Origin of the sequence: Marinobacter sp. GH_1 (assembly GCF_048595985.1) — a bacterium.
Lineage (GTDB): Bacteria > Pseudomonadota > Gammaproteobacteria > Pseudomonadales > Oleiphilaceae > Marinobacter > Marinobacter shengliensis.
Genome location: NZ_CP184460.1, coordinates 2889384 through 2915172, shown reverse-complemented (window position 1 = coordinate 2915172; position 25789 = coordinate 2889384). Strand labels below are relative to the sequence as shown.

Sequence of the window (25789 nt, the reverse complement as noted above, 5' to 3'; positions counted from 1 at the left end):
AAGGCCTTAGCTATAGTGCAAGCATCAGGGCACTGTATGCACAGCCGCCAAGACACCAAAATCAGAACAACCGAGCAGCGACTCAGAACAACAACGGAGTAGCCTTCCAATGACAAGAAAAACTCAACCGTGGCAGCGTTGGACCAAGTTACCGCTTGCCGTCGCCATAGCCGCCGGCGTGTCCGCCCCGGCCTCTGCTATTTCCTTTTATGTGGGAGATGTTGAAGCGCAGTTCAATACCACGTTGTCAGCTGGTGTGGGTTGGAGAACTCAAAATCAGGATAAGCGCTTGATTGCACAGGGTAACTTGGGGCCAGATTATGCACCGGGTGGACCCCTTGCCAATATTGGCGCATCCACTAACAACTATGATGACGGTAACCTGAACTTTGACAAGGGTGATACCTACTCAAAGATTGTTAAGGGCAACAGTGAGCTCTTCCTGGATTACGCTGTAGACAGCAATGTCTTGACTCGTGTGGGTGGCCTTGTACGTGGCCGTTACTGGTATGACTTCGAACTAAAAGACGAAGGTCGGGCGACTGACGATGTGGGCCAGCAGCGAGAGCTGAATGACCGCGCCAAGGCCAACGCTTCCGGTGGTGAAATTCTTGATGCGTACATTTTTACTGATTGGTACTTCGGCAATATGCCTGTCAGTGCCCGTTATGGTAAGCAGGTGGTTAGCTGGGGTGAAAGTACGTTTATCCAGGGTGGTATCAATACCATTAACCCGATTGACGTTCCTGCCTTCCGCGCCCCGGGCGCCGAGCTGAAAGATGCTCTGCTGCCGGTGGAAATGTTCTATGTGTCTGCGGGTCTTACTGATTCTATCACTGTCGAAGCCTTCGTTCAGGCTGACTGGGATCCGGTTCGCCCGGATGACTGTGGTACATTCTTCTCAACCAACGACTTTGCCGCTGACGGTTGCGGCCCGGTATTGTTGGCTGGCCAACTGCCTGACTCTCAGGCATTGGCGCAGGGCTTTGTTGCACCGCGTCTGGCCGATAAAGAAGCAGATTCCAAAGACCAGTTCGGTGTGGCATTCCGTTGGTACGTTCCAGCGCTCAATGACTCCGAATTTGGTTTCTACTACATCAAGTACAACAGCCGCCTGCCCTATGTAAGCGGCCTTGTAAACAACCCGGCATCGCCCAGTGCCACGCAGCAGAACGATCCGAACCTGCCAAACTCCAGCTTCCCAAGTTACTTCATTGAGTACCCTGAGAATATCAACCTTTATGGTATCAGTGTGAACACCACCACCCCGGGTGGTTGGTCATTGGGTGCAGAGTACAGCTTCCGCGACAATGTGCCACTGCAGTGGAATGCGTTTGAGCTGATCTTTGGTGGTCTCCAGCAACGTGGGCCGAATGGTGAAGTGCTGAGTGGCCTGGAGCGTCAGCGTCTCGAAGAATCCAATAATGCCAACCTGGCTGGCAAGCCAGTAGAAGGTTATGACCGATTCAAGGTGTCTCAGGCCCAGTTCACTCTGATCAAGTTCTTCGATCAGGTGATGGGCGCAAGCCGCATGTCTCTGATCACCGAGTTTGGTGCAACCTATGTGCACGACCTTCCCGACACATCAGAGGCCCGATACGGTCGTTCTGGTACCTTTGGCATTGGCGCTCTCCCGCTGGATTCAGGTGCGGACTTTTGTGCGCTTGGCGCAAACATCAACACCAACTACTGTAACAACGAAGGGTTCACCACGTCCTTCTCCTGGGGCTACCGTTCCCGCCTGGTTTGGGACTACCCCAACGTTTTTGCAGGCATCAACCTGTCTCCCCAGCTGGCGTGGAGTCATGACGTGAAAGGTTATGCACCGCAGCCCGGCGGCGCCTTTAACGAGGGCAACAAATCCATTGGCCTGTCTCTGGAAGCGGTTTACCAGAACAAAATCACCGGTAACATTGGTTACACAAACTTTTTCGGTGGCAAGCCGTATAACGAGTTGACCGACCGTGATTTCGTGAGTGCTAGCGTCTCTTACTCATTCTGAACCGGACCGAATTCGTTTAACGAGGTAATTTAAATGAAACTGAACAAGAAACTACTGGCCACAGGCGTACTGGCTGCAAGTCTCTTTGCGGGCCAGGCCTGGGGCGCGGTTTCTGCTGAAGAAGCAGCCAAACTGGGCAACACGCTGACACCGATGGGTGCCGAGCGCGCAGGCAACGGTGGCGACATCCCTGAGTGGACAGGTGGCATGACCACCCCGCCGGCAGGCTATAAGGGTGATGGTATTTATGTAAACCCATTCCCGAACGAGCAGCCAAAGTTTGTGATTGATCAAAGTAACGTGGATCAATACGCAGACAATCTGTCACCAGGCCAGATTGCCATGATTCGGCAGTATCCGAATTACAAGTTGCCGGTTTACACCACGCATCGTACGGCCGTCTATCCCCAGGACATCATGGATGAGACGGTAAAGAACGCCACCCGTTCTGAACTGATCCAGAATGGTAATGGTATTGGTAACTACGCCAATGCAACCCCGTTCCCGATTCCTCAGAACGGTCTGGAAGCCATCTGGAACCACATTACCCGATACCGCGGTGGTTCGGTTCAGCGTAACGTTGGCCAGGTTACTCCTACTGCCAACGGTGCTTTCTCTGTAGTGAAGTTCCAGGATGAGCTGACCTGGAACCGTTACCTGTCTGACTACCAGGAAGGACAAGACGATAACGTTCTGTTCTATTTCAAGCAGGCTATTACCGCTCCGGCCCGACTGGCGGGTAACGTTCTGCTGGTTCACGAGACCCTGGATCAGGTGAAGGAGCCACGCCGTGCGTGGATCTACAACGCAGGGCAGCGTCGCGTTCGTCGCGCTCCTCAGGTAGCTTACGATGGCCCGGGTACTGCTGCCGATGGTATGCGTACCTCTGACAACTTCGACATGTTCAACGGCGCGCCAGATCGCTACAACTGGGAGCTGGTTGGCAAGAAAGAGATGTATATCCCCTACAACTCTTACAAACTTGTTGATCGTAACCTGAGCTACAGCGACATCATCAAGGCGGGTCACATCAATCAGGATCTTACTCGCTATGAGCTGCACCGTGTGTGGCACGTGCGGGCTACCCTGAAAGATGGTGAGCGTCATGTATACGCGCAGCGTGATTTCTATCTGAATGAAGACTCCTGGCAGGCGTCTGTGATTGATCACTACGATGGCCGCGGCGAACTGTGGCGTGTCGCTGAAGCACACGGCATGCAGTTCTACGATCAGGATGTGCCCTGGTACGCCATTGAAGTGCTGTATGACCTTCTTTCTGGTCGTTACTTGGCCTTGGGTCTGACCAACGAAGAAAACAATCCCTACAGCTTCGGGGTTGAGCGCCAGTCTCGGGACTACACCCCGGCCGCTCTGCGCCGCGCGGGTACCCGGTAACGGGACAGGTACAGCAGTAGAAAAAACGGCGGGCCATTGGCCCGCCGTTTTTTTGTGGTGGCAACCGAACTTTTGGTGTTAAAAATCTGCCACTGACAAACTTTTTACACGTCAAAATTTTGCAGCTCACCCCACCTTTGGTTTAACCTTCCGTAAGCGACTAATACTAAAGGCGTACCCGATGCAGGGCGCCAAGCCAGAATCCGTGAAAAGAAGGTTCTTTTTACGCCGGCCTGCGAATAGCAGGAAGCCGGTTTCAAATGGGGCAGTGCGTGAAATCCTATAATGATGGCTGTGCAGCCAACGATGAATTTCAGTCCGCCAACAATGGCCTTGCGCATGGAGAGCTTGTGCGAGACCTTCTGGAGCAAAGGCTTCAGATGCCGGCAATTCCTGTCTCCAGGCTAATCCGGCCAGAGCTGGACCAGCAGATCCAGGCCGCTATGTCGCCAGGGCATCTGTTGTTTCTGGAGGCGCCCAGTGGTTATGGCAAAACCCACTCCCTGGTCAGCGCGCTCAATGCTGCGCCGGATGCCAGTATTCGTTGGGTTACACTTAACGGCGGTGACAACGCCCCTTCTCGTTTTCTCTCACTGTTGGCCACGGCCCTTGGTCTGTCTGACGTCTCAGCGCCAAATGGCGGTACTTTCCAGGATCATCTTTCTGTTCTTCTGGTCACCAAAGCCCGAAAGAAGGAGTCCAATCGGGATGTACTGGTTCTGGATAATCTTCATCATCTGACGAACCCGGCTGTGGTGGGATTACTCCATCAACTGGCTACGAACATTCCTGGCAACCTGGCGGTGGTGATGGCATCACGTTTACCCCTGCCGTTTGAAAGCCACACGCTGGATCTGCAGGGTGTCTACCAGCACTTATCTGTGGATCGCCTCGAGTTCTCCCGGTCGGAAACGTTCGAGTTTTTTCAGCAAGCACGTGATGAACGCCTGATTACCAGTGTGGCCATCGACCACCTGTACAATCTGACGGAAGGCTGGCCAACTCCATTGGCCCTGTACCTTCGTGAGCTCGCTCGTGGCGATGAAAGAAAGCCGGTTCACGAAACCGAGTCCGTGGAACGGTTTATCAAGAGCACCGTGCTTGCGCCGCTGGCGCAGTCACAGGTTCGCAGTTTGCGAGTGATGGCGGAGCTCGAAAGCTGTTCAGATGAGCTGTTCCTGACACTGGAGGGCACCACCGCAGAGCCAGATATGCCGCCATCGTCGGCGGCGGAACGCGGATTGCCATTAAAGCAGGTGCCGGGGAGGGGGCGTTGGTATCGTTTGAACCCATTGCTCCAAGCCTGGTTACAGGCGCCCGTGATGGGCGGTTATGCCACCCGTATGTTGATGGCAAGCCGTTGGTTTGGGCAACGGGAGCAGTTTCCGGAGGCGCTCAAGTACGCCTTGCTGGCGGGTGAAAATGATGAAGTCATACGCATCGCGTCCGAGGGCACCGAGGCACTGCTGTTGGGGCAAGACACGGCTTCGTTGCTGACGCTGCGACGAAGCCTGCCTGCCCAGTTGCTGGAGCGGAGTGCCAGGCTGCGAATCGTCTACGGCTGGGTTCATGCGATTGGTGGCCAATTCCGCCAGGCGCGAGAGTTGCTCGAATCGTTCAGTGTGTCGGATCTGAAAGAACAGGAAGCCCGAATATACGCCCTTAAAGCGTTCATCCTTCGTGGTGAGGGCTTTGTGGCACCTGCGCTTGAGATGGCTGACAAGGCGCTGGCGACCGGAGGCTTGTCTACCCAGGCGCAACTGGTGACTCAAATTGTCAGGTCCAGTGCCTTATGCGCTGGTGGGTACTTTCAGGCAGCGCGGGATGCCAATCGAACCGCTGCAAAGTTGGCTCGGGAAGCTGGCGACTCCGGTTCTGAAGCACTGGCAGTCTATGCTCACGCCAGAATTGAGCTGGGCAAGGGTGCTCTGGGCCATGCAGAACAGCTTTTGCGAACCGGGCTGGATACCGCCATGCAAGAGCTCAGTCGGCCCGCCCGGATTGGGGAAACACGGTTACAACTGAATCTGGTTCTGGTGCTCTGGCATAAAGGGCGTCTGAAAGAGGCCGATCGCCTGCTGGTGAGCTGTGCCCGGCATGCGGAGCAAACTCGTGATCTGGGGCTGCTGCTTGCTATGGCGTTGAGGGTTCTGATGTGTCGGGCTCAGGGCCGTATGGATGACGCCTTCGTATGGATTGGCCGTGCCGAACGAACCATGCATTCCTGGCAGGTTGATGAGTCTGTTTACCTGCCGGTACTTGAAGCGCTGAAGGCGAGCTGTTGGTTGGCCTGCGGTCAACCTGAGAGCGCCTCTCAGGCGATGACAAAGCTGGCGCCTTTCCGTAAGGACGGCTGTGTTCCTGAACTGTTCCCGATGATTCCAGGCTTGCTGGACTGTTTGCAGGTGCGGATTGATCTGGTGAACGGCGACCTGATTCGGGCCCGGGAACACCTCTCTGCTGTGTATCACCGTTACGAAGACACCTTACCCTGGGGGCTTCTGCTTCATGCGGGCCTGCTGGATGCGGTGCTCCTGACGGAGGAAAAAGGGCTGCCTGCTGGCAGGCGACAGCTGGAAAGTGTCGTTCGGGAGGCCGCCAGGGAGCACTTCATCAGTCCTTTCGCAGAACTGATGCAGGAGCTACGCCCCCTCATGGAAAAGACCTTCAGAGGGTTGGAGAAATGTCCCTTTACCAGTGCGTTGGGCGAACTGTTTGGTATCGAGGGCGCGGTGGTGGTTGTCGATGCGCTCGCGGAGCCAATCAGTGACCGGGAGCAGGGTGTTCTTGAGTTGATTGCCAAGGGCCTGTCAAACCAGGAAATCGCAGACAAGCTGCACATCTCCCTGCATACGGTGAAAACCCATGCCCGCAGAATCAATGCCAAGCTGGAAGTGAAGTCCAGAACCCAGGCGATTGTGCGGGCCCGGGAGTTGGGGCTGCTTTAGTCAGCCCCCGGCCTTTAGCTCCTCAATCCGGGCATCTTTCTCCGCCCATATCTCGCTTACCCAACGCTGGAAGTCCACGCGCAGTTCCCGGTTACCCTCGTAATCCATACCCAGAAATCGCTCTGGAACCTCCCGGGTGCGAATGTCGATAATGATCTTGTCTACCCTGCCGCACAGGTAGTCCCAGATGCCGGGCTTGCCGTTGGGGTACACGATGGTCACATCCAGCATGGTGTGAATCATCTCGCCCATGGCACCAAATACAAACGCCGTTCCACCGGCGCGGGGTTTCAGCAGGTTTTTATAGGGCGAATTCTGGCGGGCCTGTTTTTCTGGCGTAAAGCGGGTGCCTTCCATAAAGTTGAAGATGGTTACCGGCGTGTAGCGAAATTTCTCACAGGCCGCTCGGGTGGCTGCGATGTCTTTGCCTTTCAGTTCCGGACGTTTGGCGATCTGCTCTTTGGTATGGCGATGCATGAACGGAAAATCCAGCGCCCACCAGGCAACGCCTAGCAGGGGTACCCAAATCAATTGCTTCTTGAGAAAAAACTTCAGCAACGGGATCTTGCTGTTCAGTACGTACTGGATGGCGGGGATGTCTGTCCAACTCTGGTGGTTACAGGTCACGAAGTACCAGTGCTTGCGGCTGAGTTCCTGAGCGCCCCGAACGTCCCATTCAACTTTGTGGAACAGTTTTACCAGTGTGTTATTGAAGCCTATCCAGTACCAGGCGATGCCATTGACGATCACAGTGCAGACCTTACGCACGGGCGTGACCGGAATCACCAGTTTGATGATGGCGAACAGCAGCAGGAACGGAAGGAAAACAATGGTATTCAGCAGGATAAGCAGAACCACCAGAACCCCTTTCAATGGGGCGGGCAGGAAATTGAGCATGGGCACTATCTCTGTAGGTTCAGATGTTAACGTCAGCCTTCAAACGGGCTGGCCGAGGCGCCTTCCGCGCCGGGAAGCAGTGCAGTATCTGCCTTTGCTGAGGCCAGTTGTTTGAACTTGGCGGGGGTGCGCTCTCCCAACAAATTCCTGAATTCCTGATCATAGAACTCAAGGTTGTTGTAGCGAATCATGGAGCGAATCTCTTTTATATACTCCTCACCCCGTTCGGAATAGCCAAGTAGGCCTTCCGCCATTGCCAGCCCGGAAAGCGGCTGTTCCGCCTGGCGGTTCTGCAATCGGAGGTCTCTGACCAGTTGGTAGGTGGGGTGTCGGTTCAGGTTCTGGATATACGAGCGAACGGACTGATAGGGAGAGGAGAATTTTGCCACCTCATGGCTGGCCCCTTCAACACGGCTCAGGGGTACAAGACCACAGCCTTTGCTGAAGCACCACTGACCGAACAGGTTATTACCCTCAGTGGCAAAGCGAGACGTGCCCCAGGCAGATTCATTGGCTGCCTGGGCAAGAATCAGCGATGGCGGAATAACATCCAGGCGCTTTCTTAAAAGTGCAAATTGCTCATTGCTCCCTGTTGGGGCGTCAACTCTCAGGCGCTGCGCCTGATCGGTCAGCCATCGTTCTTCCCGGTTTGAGAGCTCGGCTTTGCTGGCAAGCGACTCAAGGTATTCCCGTTCAAGCAGAATGCGGGAGTTGGCAAGAACAATCCGCGGGTAAAGGAACGAGAAGAACGCGACTTTACGTTCGGTGGCATCACGATAGACCGAAAAGTCGGGCAGGTCGTCCTGTGCCCAGGCTGGGAGGCGGGGAAGCGATGCCAGAATCACTTCGTCATCGTCACCTCCACCACCAGAACTGCCGGGTGGAACATACAGGGCGCCAGCAGTAGCAAACAGAATCAAAGGAACAAACAGCATCAGCGCCCGGGTAACTGCAGTCATAAAACCTCTCGTCTTTATGGGTATGTCAGGCGATATGGCAGAAATTATAACAGGTTATACGAGAGCGTCCTGAGTATTGGTTCTGTTAGTCCGATTCCGGGATCACCGTGGCTATCAGTAATCCGGTCTGAAACTCGGGGCCGGTGTTATCCCGCAAGGTCAGAAATATCTGGTCACCTGTTCCTGTGTAGAATCCCGCGAGTGTGAGTTCGCCGCCGCTAAGGGTGATCTCGCCGTCTTCCGTTGCGGTGACGCCGAGTGAGGAGTCCAGGCTGGCTTGCCTTGGCTCAGAGATGTTACTGGATGGGATGTCGTGGTCAATCTGGACACCTTTTGCAGTCAGGGTTGCGTTGCCATCATCATGTAACTCTAATGAACCGTTATGGATCTGATGCATTCGGCTGGTGTTATCGTTCATAGAGACGATAACGCCCTGAAGCCTGTAGAGGGCCGGCACCAGTGGGTCAGTGGGAGCCTTGCCGGCAATCACCAGGCCGTCGCCAAGGTAACTGTCATCCAGATTGAAGGCCATCAGTGAGCCGTCCGGGGTGGTGGCGCCAAGGCCCATATATGGAGGCGTGGTTTCTGGGCCCATTTCGGGCGTACTGCATTCATTGCCGGGATCTTCCTCATAAAGGGTCAGCCTGCCCATGTACCGGTCTGACTGGCTCAGGCAAGACAGTCTGTTAGCCAGATTCCAGTCACCGGTTCCAGAACTCGCCTCTGCTCGCACCTGGCCATTACTGGCCCGGACAACCCGGAACTGAGCAAGCGTCGCCTCAGCTGCCAGCCGGTTGCCATCAGGGGTTTGGGTGTCCCAGGTGCCGTGCCCGGTTTCGAAAACCAGTGGGTCATCTTCATTGCCGAATCGGGGTGCGATATACACCAGGTTATAGCGTTGCTCTGCCAGTGTGGACAGGCTGAAATCGCTGCTGCGCTCCAGGTGGAGCTCAAACACAGAAAGGTAGTGGTCTTCCAAAGTGTCCTGGCGTTTGAGTTTGCCTCCCTCTTCCTGAAGCTCAATGGCTTTGCCGGCCGAGAAATAGCTGGTGAGCACTCGGTCCGGGCTGCTATCCGGCTCTGCCGGCGCGGAGGTGAAAGCATCCAGATGATAGGGATTTCGGGTCCAACCCGTGATTCTGCTGCTGTCGCGGCCAGTCACACTCTGGTACAGGGCGCGGCCTGCCAGCAACCGGGCGGGGTTGATCGCATCACCGTTCTGGGCATCGCTTCGGGGTGGGGTGAGTGTGGCCGCCCCGGGAGCGCTTGAATGGCTGTTGCGCGCCCAAAGATCCGAACTCCGATTGAAGAATGTCTGGGAACCGCCGTTGTCAGTACCGTGAATGAGTGTTTGCCGATCGTACGGAATGTCGGTGGCCAAAGAGGTGACATTGATGTTGAACGCTTCAAAGGATGTGAGCGTGAGCGCTGGGTAAAGATAGGCGCTTCCGGTGGCGGTTAGCGCCTCTTCCTGGGCGGTACGGACACCCCATTGGCCGGCACCGAACGCATTGGATTCCCGGAAGGTCTGGCCAAGCTCCAGCCCCAGGAAGACCGAATTGTAATCGGCGGAACTGGCGCGGACGGTGTCTGAATTATCCTGGCCGAGCAGGGCATAATCTGCCATGGCAGCCACGTAGGCTTTGAAGTCGGCCCGGTTATCCAGCCGGTCGAGGGCGCTGGCAATACTTGCATTGGTGCCGATATCGATCTCGAAGTCATGCACCTGGTCCGCGACCGTGCCCCAGACATACTTATTCAGGCAAAGGCTGCTGTTGACACAATTCATGACCGTTTGAAAATCGACGGCATCGTAATTCCCCAGCCCCTCGACAACCAGGTAATGGGAAAACGGGTTGACCTTCACATCCCGGTCCGCGTCGGCGGCGAGGGCTTTGAGCGTGGTGCCGCGATAGGAGGCTTCGATAACAACATCGGGCCCGAGCGGGACACCGTCCTCAAACGCAATGATCAGGTAACCATCGTCGTCCGTGGCAGTTGAAAAACGCACCGTGCCAAGGTCTTTCCTGAGGGTATAGTCCGTACGGTAAACCTCGACACGGTCGGGCACCACAATCCGCAGATTCCTGCGTGTGGGTTCACCCTGCGGGGCAACGCTGGCGGGTACTTCCATGGTGACCCGGACTTCGTTTGGTCTGAGCCCGCGGGCGTTGTTGGAGTCGCCGGTGCTGCCAGGGCTGAAATCGTCCAGGGCATTGACGGCATTGCCGAACCGATTCGGGATCTCCCTGGCACCATCGATCGCGCTGTCGCCACTGCAGGCGCTGAGTATCAGGGTGGTGGCCAGAAGGGTGGGGAGGTTCAGTCTCATGCCAGACAATCCGTTGAGTATGTATCCGGGAAGCCTAGCAACAAAAAGCGGGGGAGAGCGTGAGGAGTAGCACGAATCCGTTACCCGCCTGTTCGCCGGGTAACGGATTCAGTATCGGTATGGCGCGGTTAGAAGAAAATCTTGATGCCGGCCAGCACACCTTCATCCAGATTGATGTCTGGGGAGCCGGCAAAGTCCAGCTCGGTGTTCAGGTAGCGGTAACCGGCAAACACCTCTGCGTTGCGAATCACGCGGTAGCTTCCGCGCAGTTCCAGGCTGGTCATGTCGTCGGAATCTCCAAACGACAGAATGGTCGGGGCGTAGTGGAGGCTGCCGCTAAATGACAGGCCGGGTACGTCTGGCACATTCACGGTGGCAAAACCACCCAGACCAACAGCGCCACCATCCACATTGCGGCGGCGCTCATCGTAAAAGACCCCTTTGAGGCCCACGCCGGCTGTGGTTGGCAGGTTACCAATGGAGGTACGGCCTTGCGCGTGAAAGTCGAGGTTACCGATATGGCGGCGACTGTCACGGTAGGTGTAGCCTGCACCCAGCTGAATGTCGTTCTGGGCGCCGAAAAAGTTCACCTGGCCCTTTGCCGAGTTATTGGTCAGGCTCAGGTCCAGATCAGCGGCGAATACAGGGGCGGCTGCCAGAGAAAGCGCCAGAGCGGAGATGCGGGTTACTTTCATGTTTACACCTTTATTGCTGTCGTTTGAGTTCGGACCGGCCGGAACTGCCGGCATCAGCGATAGTTATGACTGAGAGGATGGTAACGACCTGCCAACCGCATCACAACTTAAATGCCCGTAAGCCGCTGGAAAGGGTAGTCAGTCGGGTTGATGTGGTCTTGCCGACTCAGTGCCGGGTGGCTTCGTCGATCTGGTCGAGATCATCCAGGGAAACGTTCTCAGCCGGCACCCGATATTCCTCATTGGCCCATGCGCCAAGATCCATCAGTTTGCATCGTTCGGAACAGAAAGGCCGAAATGGGTTGGATTCCGTCCATTCGACGGACTTTTTGCAAGTAGGGCATTCAACATTCATATCAGAATCCGGGCTATGGGTAACATGCCGGTGCTCAGGATTCAGCAGCGGCCTGGCAGTATTGTTCCAGTACTGCCCGCAGCATTTCAAGGTTGACAGGTTTGGCGACAAACGCATCCATGCCTGCCGCCCGGCAGCGTTCCTCGTCCTCTTCCATTGCGCTGGCGGTTAGCGCAACCACCGGCACCCTGGCCCGGTGATGGTCTTCTTCCCAGCGGCGCAACCTTCTGGTGGCTTCAAAGCCATCCATGCGAGGCATAACGCAATCCATAAATACCAGATCAAACTGATGCCACTGCCACAAGGCAGACGCGGCCTGGCCGTCGTTGGCGGTCATCACCTCACAGCCGAGCTTTTCCAGTAGCCGACGGGTGAGGGTGCGATTCACCGGGTTGTCTTCAACCAGAAGCACGCGCATACGGCCGCAGGGAATTTGCCGCTGTTTGACTGTGACATCGGTTATTGCCTGAAGCGAAAAGCGGGTCAGGAATCGGCGTTCCTGTTTTTCCACGTCCAGGAACAGTTGGTTAAGGATGGGAATCAGATAAGACTCCCGCAGTGATTTGCTCAGGAAGGCATCCGCGCCAGCCTGCCGGAAATGTTCGGCATCACCGCGCTGAGGGTTAGACGAGAGAATCAGTAGCCTCATGTCGGCCCACTGCGGGTTGCTGCGTATCTGCCGGCACAATAAATCGCTGTCCATGTCGGGCACAAAACCATCAAGAATAATGGCGTGGTATGGGTCGCCAGCATCGAAGGCCAGGCGCAGTGAGGTCAGGGCCTCACCAGCGGCCTTCACTGCCTCAATCTGAACCTCATATCGGGACAGCATTTCCAGTGTGATCTTGCGTGATAGCTCGTAAGAATCCACCACCAGAATCTTTCGGCCCCGGACCATATGGGAGTCAGGCCGAATACGGGTTGAGGCATCGCCGGCCGCCTGTAGGGTCAGCTCCACCCAGAACGTGGACCCCTGCCCGGGGCGGCTTTCCAGATCCATGGAGCCACCCATCAGGTCAACAAGCTGGCGGCAGATCGTCAGCCCCAGTCCCGCACCGGGCAGTTGCCTTTGGAACCGTTGGCCTAGCTGTACGTAGGGTTCATACACCAGCGGAATGTCTTCCGGGTTGATGCCAACGCCAGTATCCTCAACGGCAAGGCGTAAACGAACATGTCCCTCTTTCCGCCCAAGGACTTCTATGCTGATCAGTACATGACCGGAATCGGTAAATTTGATGGCATTGGAGAGCAGATTGAGCAGTATCTGCCGCAGTCGCACGGGGTCGCCCACCATGGCCCAGGGCAGGTTCTCGTCAACCCGCATTTCAAGAGCCAGGCCTTTTTCCCTGGCCCGGGAACCCAGCATGTGGATCAGATCGTTGAGGGTTTCACGGAGGTCGAACGGAATCGCTTCCAGTTCCAGCTTGCCGGCTTCCATACTGGAGATGTCCAGCAGGTCATTGATAATGGCCGACAGGCTTTCAGAGGCATTGAGCAGTGTGCTGACATACTCCCGCTGTTCCTGATCCAGTGGGGTGTCGGTCAGCAGGTTGGCGTAGCCCAGAACCGACTGCAGGGGAATGCGCAGCTCGTGGCTGACATTGGCCAGAAACTGGTTTTTGGCGTGGTTCGCCCGAATGGCTTCATCGCGCTCGCCCTGGGTTTTGATCGTCGTCTGCCTGAGCGAACGGGTGTCTTCCAGAATCTGCAGGCGCATCTTGTTGAGGGCCTGCTCAAGCTCTGACAGCTCGTCCGGTCGGCGCGGCGGCTTTCGGCGTAACTGAAGTGGGTCAACCAGAGCATCGAGGTTTAGCTTGGCGGCGTAATCAGCCATGGTTTCCAGGTGCCGGGACAAGGTTACCCGAACAATCAACAACAGGCCCAGAGTGCCCAGCATCACCACCAGCGACTGGAACAACAGGTTCATAAGCGCCTGGTCCAGAACGTTCTCGTAGATTTGCTCAACGGAGGAAACGACCGTCAGTTCCCCGACCCGGCGGGGCTGGTCAAAGGTGGAGCGGTTGAACTCGAGGGGAAATGTCTGGGAAATCACCCGGCCTTCGGGATACTGGCCAGTGCTGAATTCCTCACCCGTGGTAGTGATGACACGGGCATACTGTACCGAGGGCATGGCCCGCATGTCATCGAGGCTGTTGGCCACTTCGCTGAAGTTCATCACCCACACATTGGTGCCCATGCTACCGGATATCAGCTCAACGGCCCGCCCCTGGCTCGACTGAAGTTCCGCTTTCTGGCGATCAAACTCGCCAATCATCTGAACGCCGGTCGCCACCAGAGACAGAATCAGGCTATAGAGCAGCACCCACCCCAGCAAGCGGAGAGCCAGCGGGCGAACACCTAAACGCTTTAAAAACCGGTTGGAAAGCAAGGCACAAGTTCCCTGTGTCGACTACAAAATCACCAGCAGCAGTTTAACAGACGGATATGACTTCCACACGTATCTTTGAATCATCGTTCACAAACCGGAAACGCACATTCAGATCATAAAGGTTGGCGCCGTAGATGCGCTCTTCATCCCGGCCGCGGCGAAACGATGGTCTGGGGTCGTAGCTGACAACATCTTCGATTAGCGCTTGCGCATCCGGATAATCATCCGCTGATAGGGCAGCCAGTTGCTTGGTGGCCTCAGCGCTGAACACCACGTCGGTGCGCTCGGTGGGTGCCGATTCCGCCCAGCCGAGGGAAGCCTCTGGCACGGAGTCGGCAAACGGCAAATAGGGTTTGATGTCCAGAATTGGCGTGCCTTCGATCAGGTCGTGGTCGCTAATGCGCAGAATCAGTTGCCCGTTTTTGCGAATCAACCCCTCGTTCCTGACCACTGACAAACCAAGGCTGTTCGGCCTGAAAGGCGAGCGACTGGCGAATACGCCGATCTTCTTGTTACCGCCCAGCCTTGGAGGGCGAACCACCGGCCGCCACTCGGCGCGAATGGCTTCGTGGAACTGAAACGTAAGCCACAGATGACTGGCGGTTTCCAGGCCACGGAAAGCGTCCTCCCGGTCAAATGGGCTCTGGATCAGCAGTTCGGCATGGGCATGGCGCGTGAGCCCCGGTTGGCGTGGTACGCCGAACTTGTCTTTGAAGCAAGAGCGGGTAATGGCAATGGGGGTAAGTGTGAGAGCCTGGTCTGCCGGTCGTGATTTATGGCGTGGTCTTGTCATATCATTGTCGATCAATCATGCCCGAAAAGTACATTTCGATTCGAAAAACCACCGAAGCCTGATCTTTAAAGCCCTTCTCGCGTGGAAACTCCATGGCCGGGATAAGCTCCGCAAACAACCAGCTTTCGTATAACCGATAGCGCCAGGTAATATCGGCAAAGTATGAGGTGGTTCGCCACGATGGCTGGCTCTCACCAAGTGCCCCCAGCCTGGGGGTGAGGACGGACCGATGGCTGAGCCGTTTGCGCGTGCTGAGTATTTGTGCCGCCTCAAACTTGCGATCCTGGTGCAACCACTCGAGCTCCGATGACGTGTAGAAGTGCCAGCCGTTGCCAAGTGACCGGTCGGCGCCGAACCATGACCGGGCACCCCATCCCCGGGTATGGTAATAATATACTCGCTGTTGCACGTTCAGCGCCCAGGCATCATCCAGTTGCCACCCCTTGCTGGCGGTGGTTCGCCAGAACATCTCTGGCGGTAATCTCAGGCGGCCGCCGACATCGGTGGACAGGTTGATGGCGTCGCCCACCTGTGCAAGGAAACGCAGTGCACCGGTGGTTTCCGTATCGGTACGGTTGGGCTCCGTGAGTTGCCTGTCCCGTTCCCGTTCGCCCAGCGGGATCAGTTCATCGCTTTCACTCTCGATGACCAGGCGCAGCTTCTGCTGGGTGGTGGGCACATCCAGCCGGAATCGCAGTTCCGGTTTGAACTGCGCCGGATCACTGTACTCGGATTCCGCCGCAAACCCGATTCTCAGATAACTCTCGTTGTTTGGTAGCGAATGCGTAGAACCAGACAAAGTGCGATCGGCCCAGGCGCCAAAGTTCTGGACCGTGCTGCCATGAATGCGTTCCTGGCGGATCACCCAGTTGCTGAAACTCATCCACCAGGAATCTTCTGGTTCTGCCCAGTATTCATCGGGCTCAAACGTATAGAACGAGTAAGGGAGTGACTCCGGTGCAAGCACATCCGGAATGGCAGAATCTCGTACTGTAAACACTGGCTCTGCTGAATGAGCAAGCGATGAAGCAAGCAACGTATGAAGCAAAAGCGGGGCGGCCAGATGTCTTAGCCGAGGCTCCTTAACGAAACTCAAACAGGAACCGATTATGCAATTCACAAACCTGGCGCTCCACATCCTGTAAAGGGCGGTTATTATCAATAACAGCGTCTGCCCGTGAACGCCGCTCATCCCTGGCCATTTGCGCAGCCATAATGCGCTCAACCTGAGCTTGGCTATTATCATCCCGCGCCATGGTGCGTTCAATCTGAATGTCTTCCGGTACATCTACTACGACAATGCGGTCCACCAGTTCATGCTGATCGGTTTCCAGTAATAATGGCGAAACCAGTAGCACATAAGGCTGGCTATAGGGGGCTTCCGGTGATTGCAGTTGCCTGACTAGCTCCTCGCGAATGACCGGATGTAACAGGCGTTCGAGCCAATTCCGTTCCTCCGGGTTCTCAAACACCCGCTGCCGAAGCGCCGCCCGGTCCAGTGCGCCGTCTGCCTGCAGAATCTCGCGGCCAAAATGCTCAGCAATCGCGGCCAACCCAGCCGTTCCAGGCTCAACCACCTCCCGCGCCACATCATCCGCATCCACCCAGTGCACACCCAAATCCCCAAAGATACGCACCACCGTAGACTTACCGGAACCAATCCCGCCAGTTAAACCAACAATCTTCAAATAAATACTCCAACAACCAGTCTACAAAGGGGTCTGACCCCGAACGGGGTCAGACCCCACCCTTCTGCCCGCGACAATCACCAAAGCAGCGATACCCTCAAACCCCCAAAAACCCAAACCAAATCGCCTGAATCTCCACCCCAAACCACAAACACAGCAACCCAGCCGCCGCCAGATAAGGCCCAAACGGAATTGGCACCTCGCGCCCATGCTTTTTGAACACCATCAGCGCAATACCAACCACCGCCCCCACCAGAGACGACAGCAGAATCACCGCCGGCAACAACTGCCACCCCAGCCAGGCGCCCAGCGCCGCCAACAGCTTGAAATCCCCGTGCCCCATGCCTTCTTTGCCAGTCACCAGCTTGAACAGCCAGTACACCGACCACAGCGACAAATACCCCGCCACAGCACCCCAGAAGGCACTGTTAAAGTCCGTCAGCACGCCGAAATAGTTCAACACCAGTCCCAGCCACATCAGGGGCAGGGTAATGCTGTCTGGCAACAGCTGCGTGTCGAAATCGATCATCGTCAGCGCCACCAGGGCCCAAACCAGCAGCAAGGCCCAGAGCGCCGCTTCAGTCGGCCCCAGTAGAGCGACGGTCATGACTGAGAAGATCGCGGTGATGGCTTCAATGATAGGGTAGCGTGGTGAGATCGATGCCTTGCACGATGAACACTTGCCCCGAAGCACCAGCCAGCTGATTACCGGGATATTTTCCCAGGCCCGGATCTGGTGGCCGCAGGAGGGGCAGGTGGAAGCGGGTTTCGAGAGGGAGAGTGGTGTCTCCCGCTTTCTTTGCTTCTCCGGTACTTCCAGGAATTCCTCGCACTGGCAACGCCATTCCTGTTGCATCATTTTCGGCAGGCGCAGGATGACGACGTTCAGGAAGCTGCCTATGCAGAGGGAGAATAGGGTGACGGTTAGGTAAAGGAGCCAGGGGGTGGAGAGGAATTGGTCGAGAGAGGGCATTCAAAAACTCATTGATAAGATTGATTGAGTGCCTGCTCCCCGGAGAGGGTGGGGAGCAGGAAAGGGTGGTGTTTAGCCGACAACTTGACCCATCTGGAAGATTGGCAGGTACATGGCAATGATCAGGCCGCCTACAAGGACACCCAGAACCGCCATAATCATTGGCTCCATCAGGGCGGTGAGGTTGTCGACCATATCATCTACTACAGCCTCATAGTGCTCGGCGACTTTACGCAGCATTTCGTCCAGATTACCGGATTCCTCACCGATGGCAGTGAGCTGCACCGCCATTACAGGGAAGATATCCTGCTGGCGCATAGTGGCCTGCAGTTGTGTGCCGCTTGAGACATCGTTTTTGATTCTCATAATGGCATCTCGGTAAACCGCGTTGCCGGTCGCTCCGGCAACGGAGTCCAGGGCGTCCACCAGGGGAACACCGGCGGCGAAGGTGGTGGAGAGCACTCGGCCGAACTTGGCGACGGCGGATTTGTCCAGGATTTCGCCCACTACTGGCAGCTTGAGGACATATTTGTCCACGATATCAGAGAATTTCTGGGAGCGGCGTTTGGATTCCTTGAATAGAAAAATGGTGCCGACAATCCCAAGTAATACTACGAACCACCACGTTTGTAGCCACTCGGACATTCTCACTACCATTTGTGTGAACACCGGGAGGTCGGCGCCGAAACCTTGGAACAAGCTTTCAAATTGCGGAACCACTTTCACCAGAAGGATGGCGGTGACCACAATGGCCACAACGATTACCGCAATGGGGTAAGTCATAGCTTTCTTTACTTTTTTCTTTAGCAGCTCTGTCTTCTCAAGATATGTGGCAATGCGATCCAGCATTTGCTCAAGCGCACCGGCCTTTTCACCGGAATCAACTAGATTGCAGTAGAGGTCATCGAAATGTTTGGGATGCTTGCGCAGGGCAGAAGCAAACCCGGTACCGGAGGAAATATCGTTTCGGATACTCATCACCAGTTCCTGCAAGCCTTTGTTCTCAAGTCCGTCCGCGACAATATCGAAGCTCTGAACTAACGGTACGCCAGCTTTCATCATAGTGGCCAACTGGCGGGTCAGCATCGCAATATCAAACGGTGTGATCTTCTTGCTGCCACCAAACAAAGGCTTGGGCTTTTTCTTAACCTTATCCGGAATAATGCCCTGCTTTCTCAGTTGGGCTTTCACCAAGGCCAGGTTAGAGCCGGTCAACTCTCCCTTGGTCTTGTTGCCCTTCCGGTCTTTGCCTTCCCAAACGTATGATTCCAGCTTTTGCGCTTTTTCTGCCATGCTTAATCCTTCGTCACGCGGTTGGCTTCCTCAAGGCTGGTCACCCCTTCCATCACTTTCAGAAGAGCGGATTGCCTTAAATTGCGGAAGCCTTCTGCCTGCGCTTGTTTTGCAATTTTTATGGAACTGGCTTCTTCCATAATCATGCTCGCCAGCTCTTCAGTAATCTTCACCACCTCGTAAATACCGACGCGGCCTTTGTATCCACTAGAGCATTTATCACAGCCCTTGGGGCGGTACAACGTGAAGCCTGTATCAATTTGTTCTTGTGTGAACCCTTCCTTCAAAAGCACGTCTTTCGGGATATCTGCCGGCTGTTTGCAGCTGCATAACCGGCGGCCAAGGCGCTGGGCGATGATCAGGCTTACGGATGTGGCGATGTTGAACGCGGGCACCCCCATGTTCATCATTCGAGTCAGGGTTTCCGCAGCGCTGTTGGTGTGAAGGGTAGACAGAACCAGGTGTCCGGTTTGTGCCGCCTTGATCGCAATGTTGGCGGTCTCCAGATCCCGGATCTCGCCCACCATGATCACATCCGGGTCTTGCCTCAGGAACGCTCGCAACGCTTCAGCGAAGCCCAGGCCTACTTTGGTGTTCACGTTAACCTGGTTGATGCCTTCCAGGTTAATTTCCGCCGGGTCTTCTGCTGTAGATATGTTGATGCCCGGAGTGTTCAGAATGTTCAGACCGGTATATAGGGAAACGGTTTTACCGGAACCGGTCGGCCCGGTTACCAGAATCATACCCTGGGGCTGGGCCAATGCATCCATATACAGTTGCTTCTGGTCTTCCTCGTAACCGAGCACGTCGATGCCCAACTTGGCTTGACTCGGGTCCAGAATCCGCAGCACAATTTTTTCGCCCCAGAGGGTGGGGAGGGTGTTTACCCGGAAGTCGATGGCCTTGGTCTTGGACAGCTTCATTTTGATCCGACCGTCCTGAGGAATACGCCGCTCCGAGATGTCCAGTTGCGCCATGATCTTTACTCGCGCTGAGATCTTGGGGGCAAGTTTGATAGACGGGCGGGAAATCTCTTTCAGGATACCGTCGGTCCGGTAGCGAACCCGGTAGATCTTTTCATAAGGCTCGAAGTGAATATCGGAAGCGCCGCCGCGGATGGCATCCAGCAGCATCTTGTTCACGTACTTAACAATAGGTGCGTCATCTACTTCGGTAGCACTGACGGCGCCGTCGTCATCCTGCTCGCCGCCCTCAGTTTCCACACCTTCCAAGTCTGCATCGTCCAGGTCACCCATGGTGGTGTCATGGGATTCCAGATACTTGTCGATAGCGGTGCGCAGCTTTGCATCATCCACCAGGATTGCATCGGTGCTGAGGCCGGTGTTGAATTTGATCTCATCCAAGGCCTGAATATTGGTGGGGTCCGACACTGCGATGAATAGTCGGTTGCCTCGTTTATACAGGGGTAGGGCGTTGTGTTTCCGTACCAGCTTCTCGTCAACCACCTTCTCCGGCATCATTTCCGGCAGGAAAGAATCCAGGTCTAGCACCGAGACGCCAAACTCCATGGCAGCAGAGAACGCCAGTTTGGAGCTGTCCGCAAGGTGGTTCTGGGTGAGGTAGGTGATCAGTGGAATGCGGTTCTGGGAAGCCTGAAGGAATGCATCCTTGGCGGTATCTTCGTCCAGAAGCCCGTCATCCACAAATCGACGGGCTAAGCCTGTCAATGTCACGTTTCGGTTGTTGCTCGCCATAAATGCTCTGAGGAAAGTCTTGTAAGTGGCTGAAACTCGAGTTTATGAACACAGAGTTTAGATGCATGGCCGTGGTTTGGAAAGCGGGGTGAGTCTCAGGTTTGATCTTTCTCAAAGACATGTCGTTTAAGTGTGCTTGTCGGCTTGCGTAAGTAGGTGGTGACAAAAAACGTCACTCCTGGACGTGTTGGGGCGATGTCACGGTAGATCTGTCGTGTGTGATGTGCGTCACGAATGGCTGCAACACCCTGAATGTACTTTTGTTTTTAACATTATCTTGCAATTGGCACACTGTCTGCTTAGCTTATCACAGGCTCAGCGAGACTGGTTGGGAAGGTTCCCGACCGTCGGAGCTTTGAAAAAGAAACGACAACTCTAGAGGTCGATAACATGCAAGAAATCAAGATGAACCATGGTCAGAAGGGTTTCACCCTGATCGAACTGATGATCGTTGTGGCGATCATCGGTATCTTGGCTGCCATTGCTATTCCGCAGTATCAGGATTACACCGCGCGTACTCAGGTGAATCGTGCATATAGTGAGCTATCTTCCCTCCGGACAGCCGTGGAAGAACGTCTAACTCGTGGCATCACAACCAATACCTATGCCGACTTGGGCTTCACTGGTTCAAACTTGACCACTGAGACTTCGGCGTCTAATGCCAACTTCGCCGGCGGTACTGGCAGCTTGGTTGCAACGCTTGGTCAGAACGCTGGTGCTGGTATTACAGGTGCGACGATCACCCTGACACGTGCTGCTAATGGGGGATGGACTTGTACTGTTGCTCAGGGCGGTGCGACAGCATGGAAGGCCTCATACATTCCTGCTGGCTGTAACTGATTATTTAGTTAGTAGTGAAAGGGCGCTCTTTTGAGCGCCCTTTTTTTATGAGGGATTACCATTGATGATCCGCCTTACTGTATTCATTAGCGCCCTGTCATTTCTTGTGCCGCTGAATTTTTACCCAGATGTGGACTTTGTAAAAAACTTTCTAGGTGTAATAGGGGGGCTCTTTCTTTTCTTTACCGTGATGTACAAAAGGGGGGCGGATTTAGCTGTCTCTCGCTCGGCATCTTTTTTGTTCGTGATATTTGCCGGATTTGTTTTGTTGGATGGTTTGGATCATTACCATGCGTTCGTGTATCTGGTATCTCTCTTGACGGCACTTTTAGTTTCCGTAGCGATTTCCACTCTAACAGAGCGCTATTCGGACTCGAGTGTAGCTGGAGCCTTGGCATGGTTCACCACTGTAGTAGCTGGCCTTTCTGTTTTATTGGGTATACTTCGCTATTATGGGTTGCTGACACCTGCTCTTCCATGGATTGCAGACGGCGGCCCTAGGATGATCGGTGCGTTGGGGCAGCCAAACCTTACTGCTCTTGTCGTGCTGATGGGGTTGATTTCATTTATCTATCTTTTTGCAACTGGAAAAGTCCGTTCCAAACTGTGGTTGCTTTATCCCTTCTGGCTCTGCATTGGCGCCGTTTTAACAGGCAGTCGATTCTTTTATTTGGGGATCGCGATCCTCTGCCTTATATCGTTGATTGAGTTTATTCGTAATTATTTTTCAGTTTCATTCCGCTGGCAGACCCTATGGTCGAAAGGTGTTTTATTAACGTTATTATCGCTTGTACTTGCATACTCAGTTGTTCCTGTTGCGGATGAATTCCTGACGAAAAGGTCGGTTCAAGCGGGATTGATTGATAGAGAAAGCTTTTCAGAAATATCTGATGCGCGCCTCAGGTTTGGCGACGTTCAGCGGGTTGGTGAGTGGAAAAAAGTCATTGGAGGAGTATCAGAGCTTGACAGTCTCTGGCTGGGTAATGGTCCGGGTAGCTATCCTCTGTTTAGTATGACAATGGAGGTGTCTGGCTATCCGGTGAATAACCAATTGATGTGGACACACCCGCATAACCTCTTGTTGATGTTGCTGGTAGAATATGGCCTTCTGGGACTATTGGTTTTTCTGTCGTTTTGTTTCTACCTTCTATTCTTGTATTGGACTAGGCCAAGAACGCCGGTATTCGTATTTTCGGCTGCAATAGTCGCTGTTATGTTGTTGCAGAATCAAGTAGAGTTTTCATTCTGGTTCTCTCCCTTCCTGCTAATTTTTGTGGCTTTTCTCAGTTTGTTTGATTCTAAGTACAAAATCTCTTGGTCCCAAAGGCCCGTGTTGATTGGTATAACTTCAATAGTATTGATTGTGGCGCTTCTGGTTTCCGTTTATGCGGTTCGCGACTATGTGCATGTTGTTCGTATATTTCAGACTCTTGATATTGATGACTCCGATCAATATCGACTCCAAGATATCTCTCGAAGCAGTATTCTGGGCAAAGGCGCGATGAGTGTGCGAATTTTGCGATTGGATCCGCCTTCGGGTGGTTATGAACGCCAACTAATGGAAGTTGATCACTTCGTCGAGACCTGGCCCTCACAGCTGTTCCTGCACAGGCGGGCTGCATTGACTGCGGTGGTGCATGGGGGGGATGTAGCTTGCGATCGAATTCGTACAGCAGTTAGACTTTATCCCGATGGTGTTAACATTCTGTCGCGAGATTTGAAGTCTATTAATGAACATGTTCCATTGGATATGTCATATTTTGAGGCTTGTATACTTGAAGGCATGGAGTTTTGGTTAGATCGGAAGTAACTATTAGCGTGAATCCAGATATTAATTGCAGCAGTTTGACTTAACCTAGTGAGGGCGCGCGTCGGTGGCACCCTCACAGGCTTTATTCCTTAAAGCGAACCGGCGATGAAGCACTGGCAATCAACCCGAGCACGAAGACACCTGGTGTTGGCCCTGCGTGTGGCCGGAAAAATACAGAGTCAGATTGCTGAATTGCTCGGCTGCCACAGCAGCACTATTCGAGGTGAGTAGTGGCGAGGTTCAGTGGATAAATGATCAAGGTTATGAGTCGGAGAGGGCGCAATGGCTTGCAGGGCCGGTATTATCTCAAAGGGGTGAGTTTTGCCAAGTTGTTTAAAACACACATCAACCGGATCGTTGAGCAGTCGAGTAACCAGTCCAGAAGACTGTTTGGCTTAGCGAACGTCGGAAGAAGTGTTCTTTGGTTAGTATTGTGGGGCACCTTAAATGAATGGTGCTGCCTGTAATGTAAGGCTTCAAGAACAGAATAAGTATTCACTTTCGTTCCGGCTGGGTGTTCAAGGCGGGCGGGAATATGCAATTGGTTTATCTCGACAAACATGGCCCCCATCTTGCTGATGATGCTCTAGGGATTATTCAGCGAGGCGAAGTAATGGAAAACCATACCAAAGGTTTCACTCTGATTGAGTTAATGATCGTTGTTGCAATAATCGGCATTTTGGCAGCGGTAGCCATCCCGGCGTATCAGGGATACCTCGTAAAAAGTCAAATCGGGCGGGCGGTTAGCGAACTTGGCGCCTATCGCTCTGGATTTGAGGCCAACACCACAGGTACTTCTGGTCTCAATAACCAATCTCTTGGTTATAGCCCCTCAAACCTCACCACAGGTAATGTTGCCACCGAGATCGGCACCTTGAACTCTGACGGATCTGGTCACCTGCAAGTGACCATGGGGGGCAATGCTCACCCCAACTTGGCAGGCGTCATACTGCGATATGAGCGCGCTGTGGCAGGGGAATGGCGTTGTGTCATCGATAAATCAGCCGCCGCCCAATGGCGGGCCAGCTACACACCAGCAAATTGCACCGTGCTCTGAAGTTGTGGGCAGGCCCCATTATGATCATGGGTAACTGCCTCCCCCTGCACTGGCTACTATAGCTCCGCCCTGGGGTAACTGTAGCGCAGAGTTCCATCGGGAAATCGCTGCTCAATCAGTTGGATGCTCTGCCCCGGCTGAAGACCGGGCCCGCTGATCATTACCCGTGTCTCTGAACCATCAGCAAGCTGGACTCTCGCGGTTCTAAGAGATGTCGAGGTTCCGGTCCTCAGGCTCTCGCCTTCACCCTGATTGATTTCAATAATAGTCCCCTGCACTCGCTGAACGACAGGTTCACCCTGGGGGAACAGGAAGCGGGCGGTGAACACAGCAATCAGAAGAATGATGCAAAGGAATACAAGGCGGTTGCGTATGTAGGCTCTGGCGCGGTTGGACTTCCCCCAATAAAATGGACACGCCCCATCAGTTAATTCCCTCGAACTCTATCGGAGTCCGGTAGCCAAGGCCACTGTGTAGCCGGTGACTGTTATAAAAGCCCTCAATATAGTCTTTTATATGTTTCCGTAACTGCCGCATCGTCACAAAGCTGGTCGCATGCAGCAATTCTCCCTTCAAGGTTTTGAAGAAGGATTCAACCTCAGCGTTGTCTGTGCATTGTCCCGGTCGATTCATGCTGTGGCGCACGCTGTTCTGGTTCAGAAACGCCTGTGTTTTCTGAGCCCGGTATTCCGTGCCTCGATCGGTGTGGAACAACAGACCTGCTTCCGGTCGCCTCGCTGCAAACGCCTCTCTCAGGGCACCTTTGGCCAGTGCCGCATTCAGGCTTTCATCCAATCGCCAGCTGATAATCCTGCGCGAGAACAGATCCAGAACCACCGCCAGGAACACGTATTTTCGACCTAGCTTGATGTAGGTAACGTCACTGCTCCATTGCTGATTCACCGCCACGGGCTTCTCGACGCTCAGGCGGTGATTAGGAAGAGCTTTGAGTTCGTCACGGCGCTTGCTCATTCGGCGATACACTCGCATCACTCGCGCTTTCATGCCCCATTTCTGCATCAGGCGCGCCACACGATTCTCGCCAACCTGTTCGCCTTCCCGGCGCAGGGCCTGATAGACCCTGGGGCTGCCATAGCGCCCTTTGCTGCTGTCGTATACACGGCGGATCTTCAACAGCAGTTCGGCGTTCTCAGTGGCTCTCAGGCCAGGCTTCCGGTTTGCCCAGGCATAGTAACCAGACCGCGACACCTTCAAGTGCCGACACAGCGCTTTTACGTTGTGTTCCCGTCGGTGTTTCCAGACGAACCGGAACGCTTCCGTCGTTCCTCGGCCTGAAAACGTTGAAACTTTTTTAGGATGTCGTTTTCCTCCTGAAGCTCCGACACTCGGCGTTTCAGGCGGGCAATCTCATCCTGTTCCTGTATTTTCTTTTTGGCGTCGGCTGGCGCTTTCTTGACCCGTTTCATGGCGAACTTTCCTTCACGGTATTCCTTTCGCCAGCGTGACAGCATGAAGGGGTGAATATCCAGCGCTTCGGCAACGCTTTTGACGCTGCGGTGGGCCTGGTGACTCCACTCCACCGCTTTGACCTTGAACTCAGTGGTGTACTGCTGGGTTTTCTTCCCCGTGATCATTTCCGGCATCGGTTTGCTCCTCCTGCGGAGTTATCGATGCGTGTCCACTGAAT

19 protein-coding genes are annotated in these 25789 nt (G+C 54.5%); 6 read left to right on the top strand and 13 right to left on the bottom strand.

All coding sequences use genetic code 11. The features are described from left to right. Positions 1 to 109: 109 nt before the first annotated feature. The 3 genes from ACNSOI_RS13225 (at position 110) to ACNSOI_RS13215 (ending at position 6345) form a co-directional block, all read left to right on the top strand. A complete protein-coding gene (locus tag ACNSOI_RS13225) occupies positions 110 to 2002 on the top strand; it encodes a DUF1302 domain-containing protein (RefSeq protein ID WP_420194259.1) in 1893 nt (630 codons plus the stop codon). 33 nt (positions 2003 to 2035) lie between these two features. Then, positions 2036 to 3397, top strand: coding sequence for a DUF1329 domain-containing protein (locus tag ACNSOI_RS13220; protein WP_420194258.1), 1362 nt, complete (start codon positions 2036 to 2038; stop codon positions 3395 to 3397). A 260-nt stretch (positions 3398 to 3657) separates the two neighbouring features. After that, on the top strand, positions 3658 to 6345 hold the full coding sequence (locus tag ACNSOI_RS13215; RefSeq protein ID WP_420194257.1) for a LuxR C-terminal-related transcriptional regulator: 2688 nt from the start codon (positions 3658 to 3660) through the stop codon (positions 6343 to 6345). Here the strand turns inward: ACNSOI_RS13215 and ACNSOI_RS13210 are convergent, their stop codons facing one another. The 12 genes from ACNSOI_RS13210 to pilB form a co-directional block, all read right to left on the bottom strand. Further along, the gene (locus ACNSOI_RS13210; protein ID WP_420194256.1) at positions 6346 to 7242 is read right to left on the bottom strand and encodes an acyltransferase; all 897 of its coding nucleotides are present in this window, start codon (positions 7240 to 7242) and stop codon (positions 6346 to 6348) included. Between the two features lie 32 nt (positions 7243 to 7274). Beyond that, complete coding sequence (locus tag ACNSOI_RS13205; RefSeq protein ID WP_420194255.1) at positions 7275 to 8201, bottom strand: glucosaminidase domain-containing protein; 927 nt, start codon at positions 8199 to 8201, stop codon at positions 7275 to 7277. 85 nt (positions 8202 to 8286) lie between these two features. After that, positions 8287 to 10533 (bottom strand): hypothetical protein, encoded by a 2247-nt coding sequence (locus ACNSOI_RS13200; RefSeq protein WP_420194254.1) that lies wholly within the window; start codon positions 10531 to 10533, stop codon positions 8287 to 8289. A 128-nt stretch (positions 10534 to 10661) separates the two neighbouring features. Then, complete coding sequence (locus ACNSOI_RS13195; protein WP_058089894.1) at positions 10662 to 11228, bottom strand: YfaZ family outer membrane protein; 567 nt, start codon at positions 11226 to 11228, stop codon at positions 10662 to 10664. A gap of 166 nt (positions 11229 to 11394) precedes the next feature. Beyond that, on the bottom strand, positions 11395 to 11583 hold the full coding sequence (yacG, locus tag ACNSOI_RS13190) for a DNA gyrase inhibitor YacG (protein WP_420194253.1): 189 nt from the start codon (positions 11581 to 11583) through the stop codon (positions 11395 to 11397). Between the two features lie 34 nt (positions 11584 to 11617). Continuing rightward, positions 11618 to 13972 carry a response regulator gene (locus ACNSOI_RS13185; RefSeq protein ID WP_420194252.1) on the bottom strand — a complete coding sequence of 785 codons (2355 nt, stop codon included), beginning with the start codon at positions 13970 to 13972 and terminating at the stop codon, positions 11618 to 11620. Between the two features lie 43 nt (positions 13973 to 14015). Next, positions 14016 to 14765 (bottom strand): tRNA (N6-threonylcarbamoyladenosine(37)-N6)-methyltransferase TrmO, encoded by a 750-nt coding sequence (tsaA, locus tag ACNSOI_RS13180; RefSeq protein WP_420194251.1) that lies wholly within the window; start codon positions 14763 to 14765, stop codon positions 14016 to 14018. Between the two features lies 1 nt (position 14766). After that, on the bottom strand, positions 14767 to 15765 hold the full coding sequence (locus ACNSOI_RS13175) for a hypothetical protein (RefSeq protein ID WP_420194250.1): 999 nt from the start codon (positions 15763 to 15765) through the stop codon (positions 14767 to 14769). Positions 15766 to 15847: 82 nt separating this feature from the next. Further along, the gene (coaE, locus tag ACNSOI_RS13170) at positions 15848 to 16453 is read right to left on the bottom strand and encodes a dephospho-CoA kinase (RefSeq protein ID WP_420194249.1); all 606 of its coding nucleotides are present in this window, start codon (positions 16451 to 16453) and stop codon (positions 15848 to 15850) included. Positions 16454 to 16550: 97 nt separating this feature from the next. Continuing rightward, positions 16551 to 17426, bottom strand: a complete 876-nt coding sequence (locus ACNSOI_RS13165) for a prepilin peptidase (protein WP_420194248.1) — start codon at positions 17424 to 17426, stop codon at positions 16551 to 16553. Positions 17427 to 17498: 72 nt separating this feature from the next. Beyond that, positions 17499 to 18719, bottom strand: a complete 1221-nt coding sequence (locus ACNSOI_RS13160) for a type II secretion system F family protein (RefSeq protein ID WP_420194247.1) — start codon at positions 18717 to 18719, stop codon at positions 17499 to 17501. A 2-nt stretch (positions 18720 to 18721) separates the two neighbouring features. Next, positions 18722 to 20434, bottom strand: coding sequence for a type IV-A pilus assembly ATPase PilB (pilB, locus tag ACNSOI_RS13155; RefSeq protein WP_420194246.1), 1713 nt, complete (start codon positions 20432 to 20434; stop codon positions 18722 to 18724). Positions 20435 to 20824: 390 nt separating this feature from the next. Here pilB and ACNSOI_RS13150 point away from each other — a divergent pair, with 390 nt between their 5' ends. From ACNSOI_RS13150 to ACNSOI_RS13140, 3 genes are all read left to right on the top strand, one after another. Continuing rightward, positions 20825 to 21274 (top strand): pilin, encoded by a 450-nt coding sequence (locus ACNSOI_RS13150; protein ID WP_058089903.1) that lies wholly within the window; start codon positions 20825 to 20827, stop codon positions 21272 to 21274. Positions 21275 to 21338: 64 nt separating this feature from the next. Then, positions 21339 to 23084 carry a Wzy polymerase domain-containing protein gene (locus ACNSOI_RS13145; RefSeq protein ID WP_420194245.1) on the top strand — a complete coding sequence of 582 codons (1746 nt, stop codon included), beginning with the start codon at positions 21339 to 21341 and terminating at the stop codon, positions 23082 to 23084. A 613-nt stretch (positions 23085 to 23697) separates the two neighbouring features. Beyond that, entirely contained in the window at positions 23698 to 24141 is a 444-nt protein-coding gene (locus ACNSOI_RS13140) for a pilin (RefSeq protein WP_058089985.1), read from the top strand. Positions 24142 to 24564: 423 nt separating this feature from the next. Here ACNSOI_RS13140 and ACNSOI_RS13135 read toward each other — a convergent pair. Then, positions 24565 to 25745 (bottom strand): IS3 family transposase gene (locus ACNSOI_RS13135; protein WP_420194244.1). Its coding sequence is split into 2 segments (ribosomal slippage): positions 24565 to 25446 and positions 25449 to 25745, totalling 1179 coding nucleotides; the frame shifts between segments, so codons are not numbered across the junction. Positions 25746 to 25789: the final 44 nt, after the last annotated feature.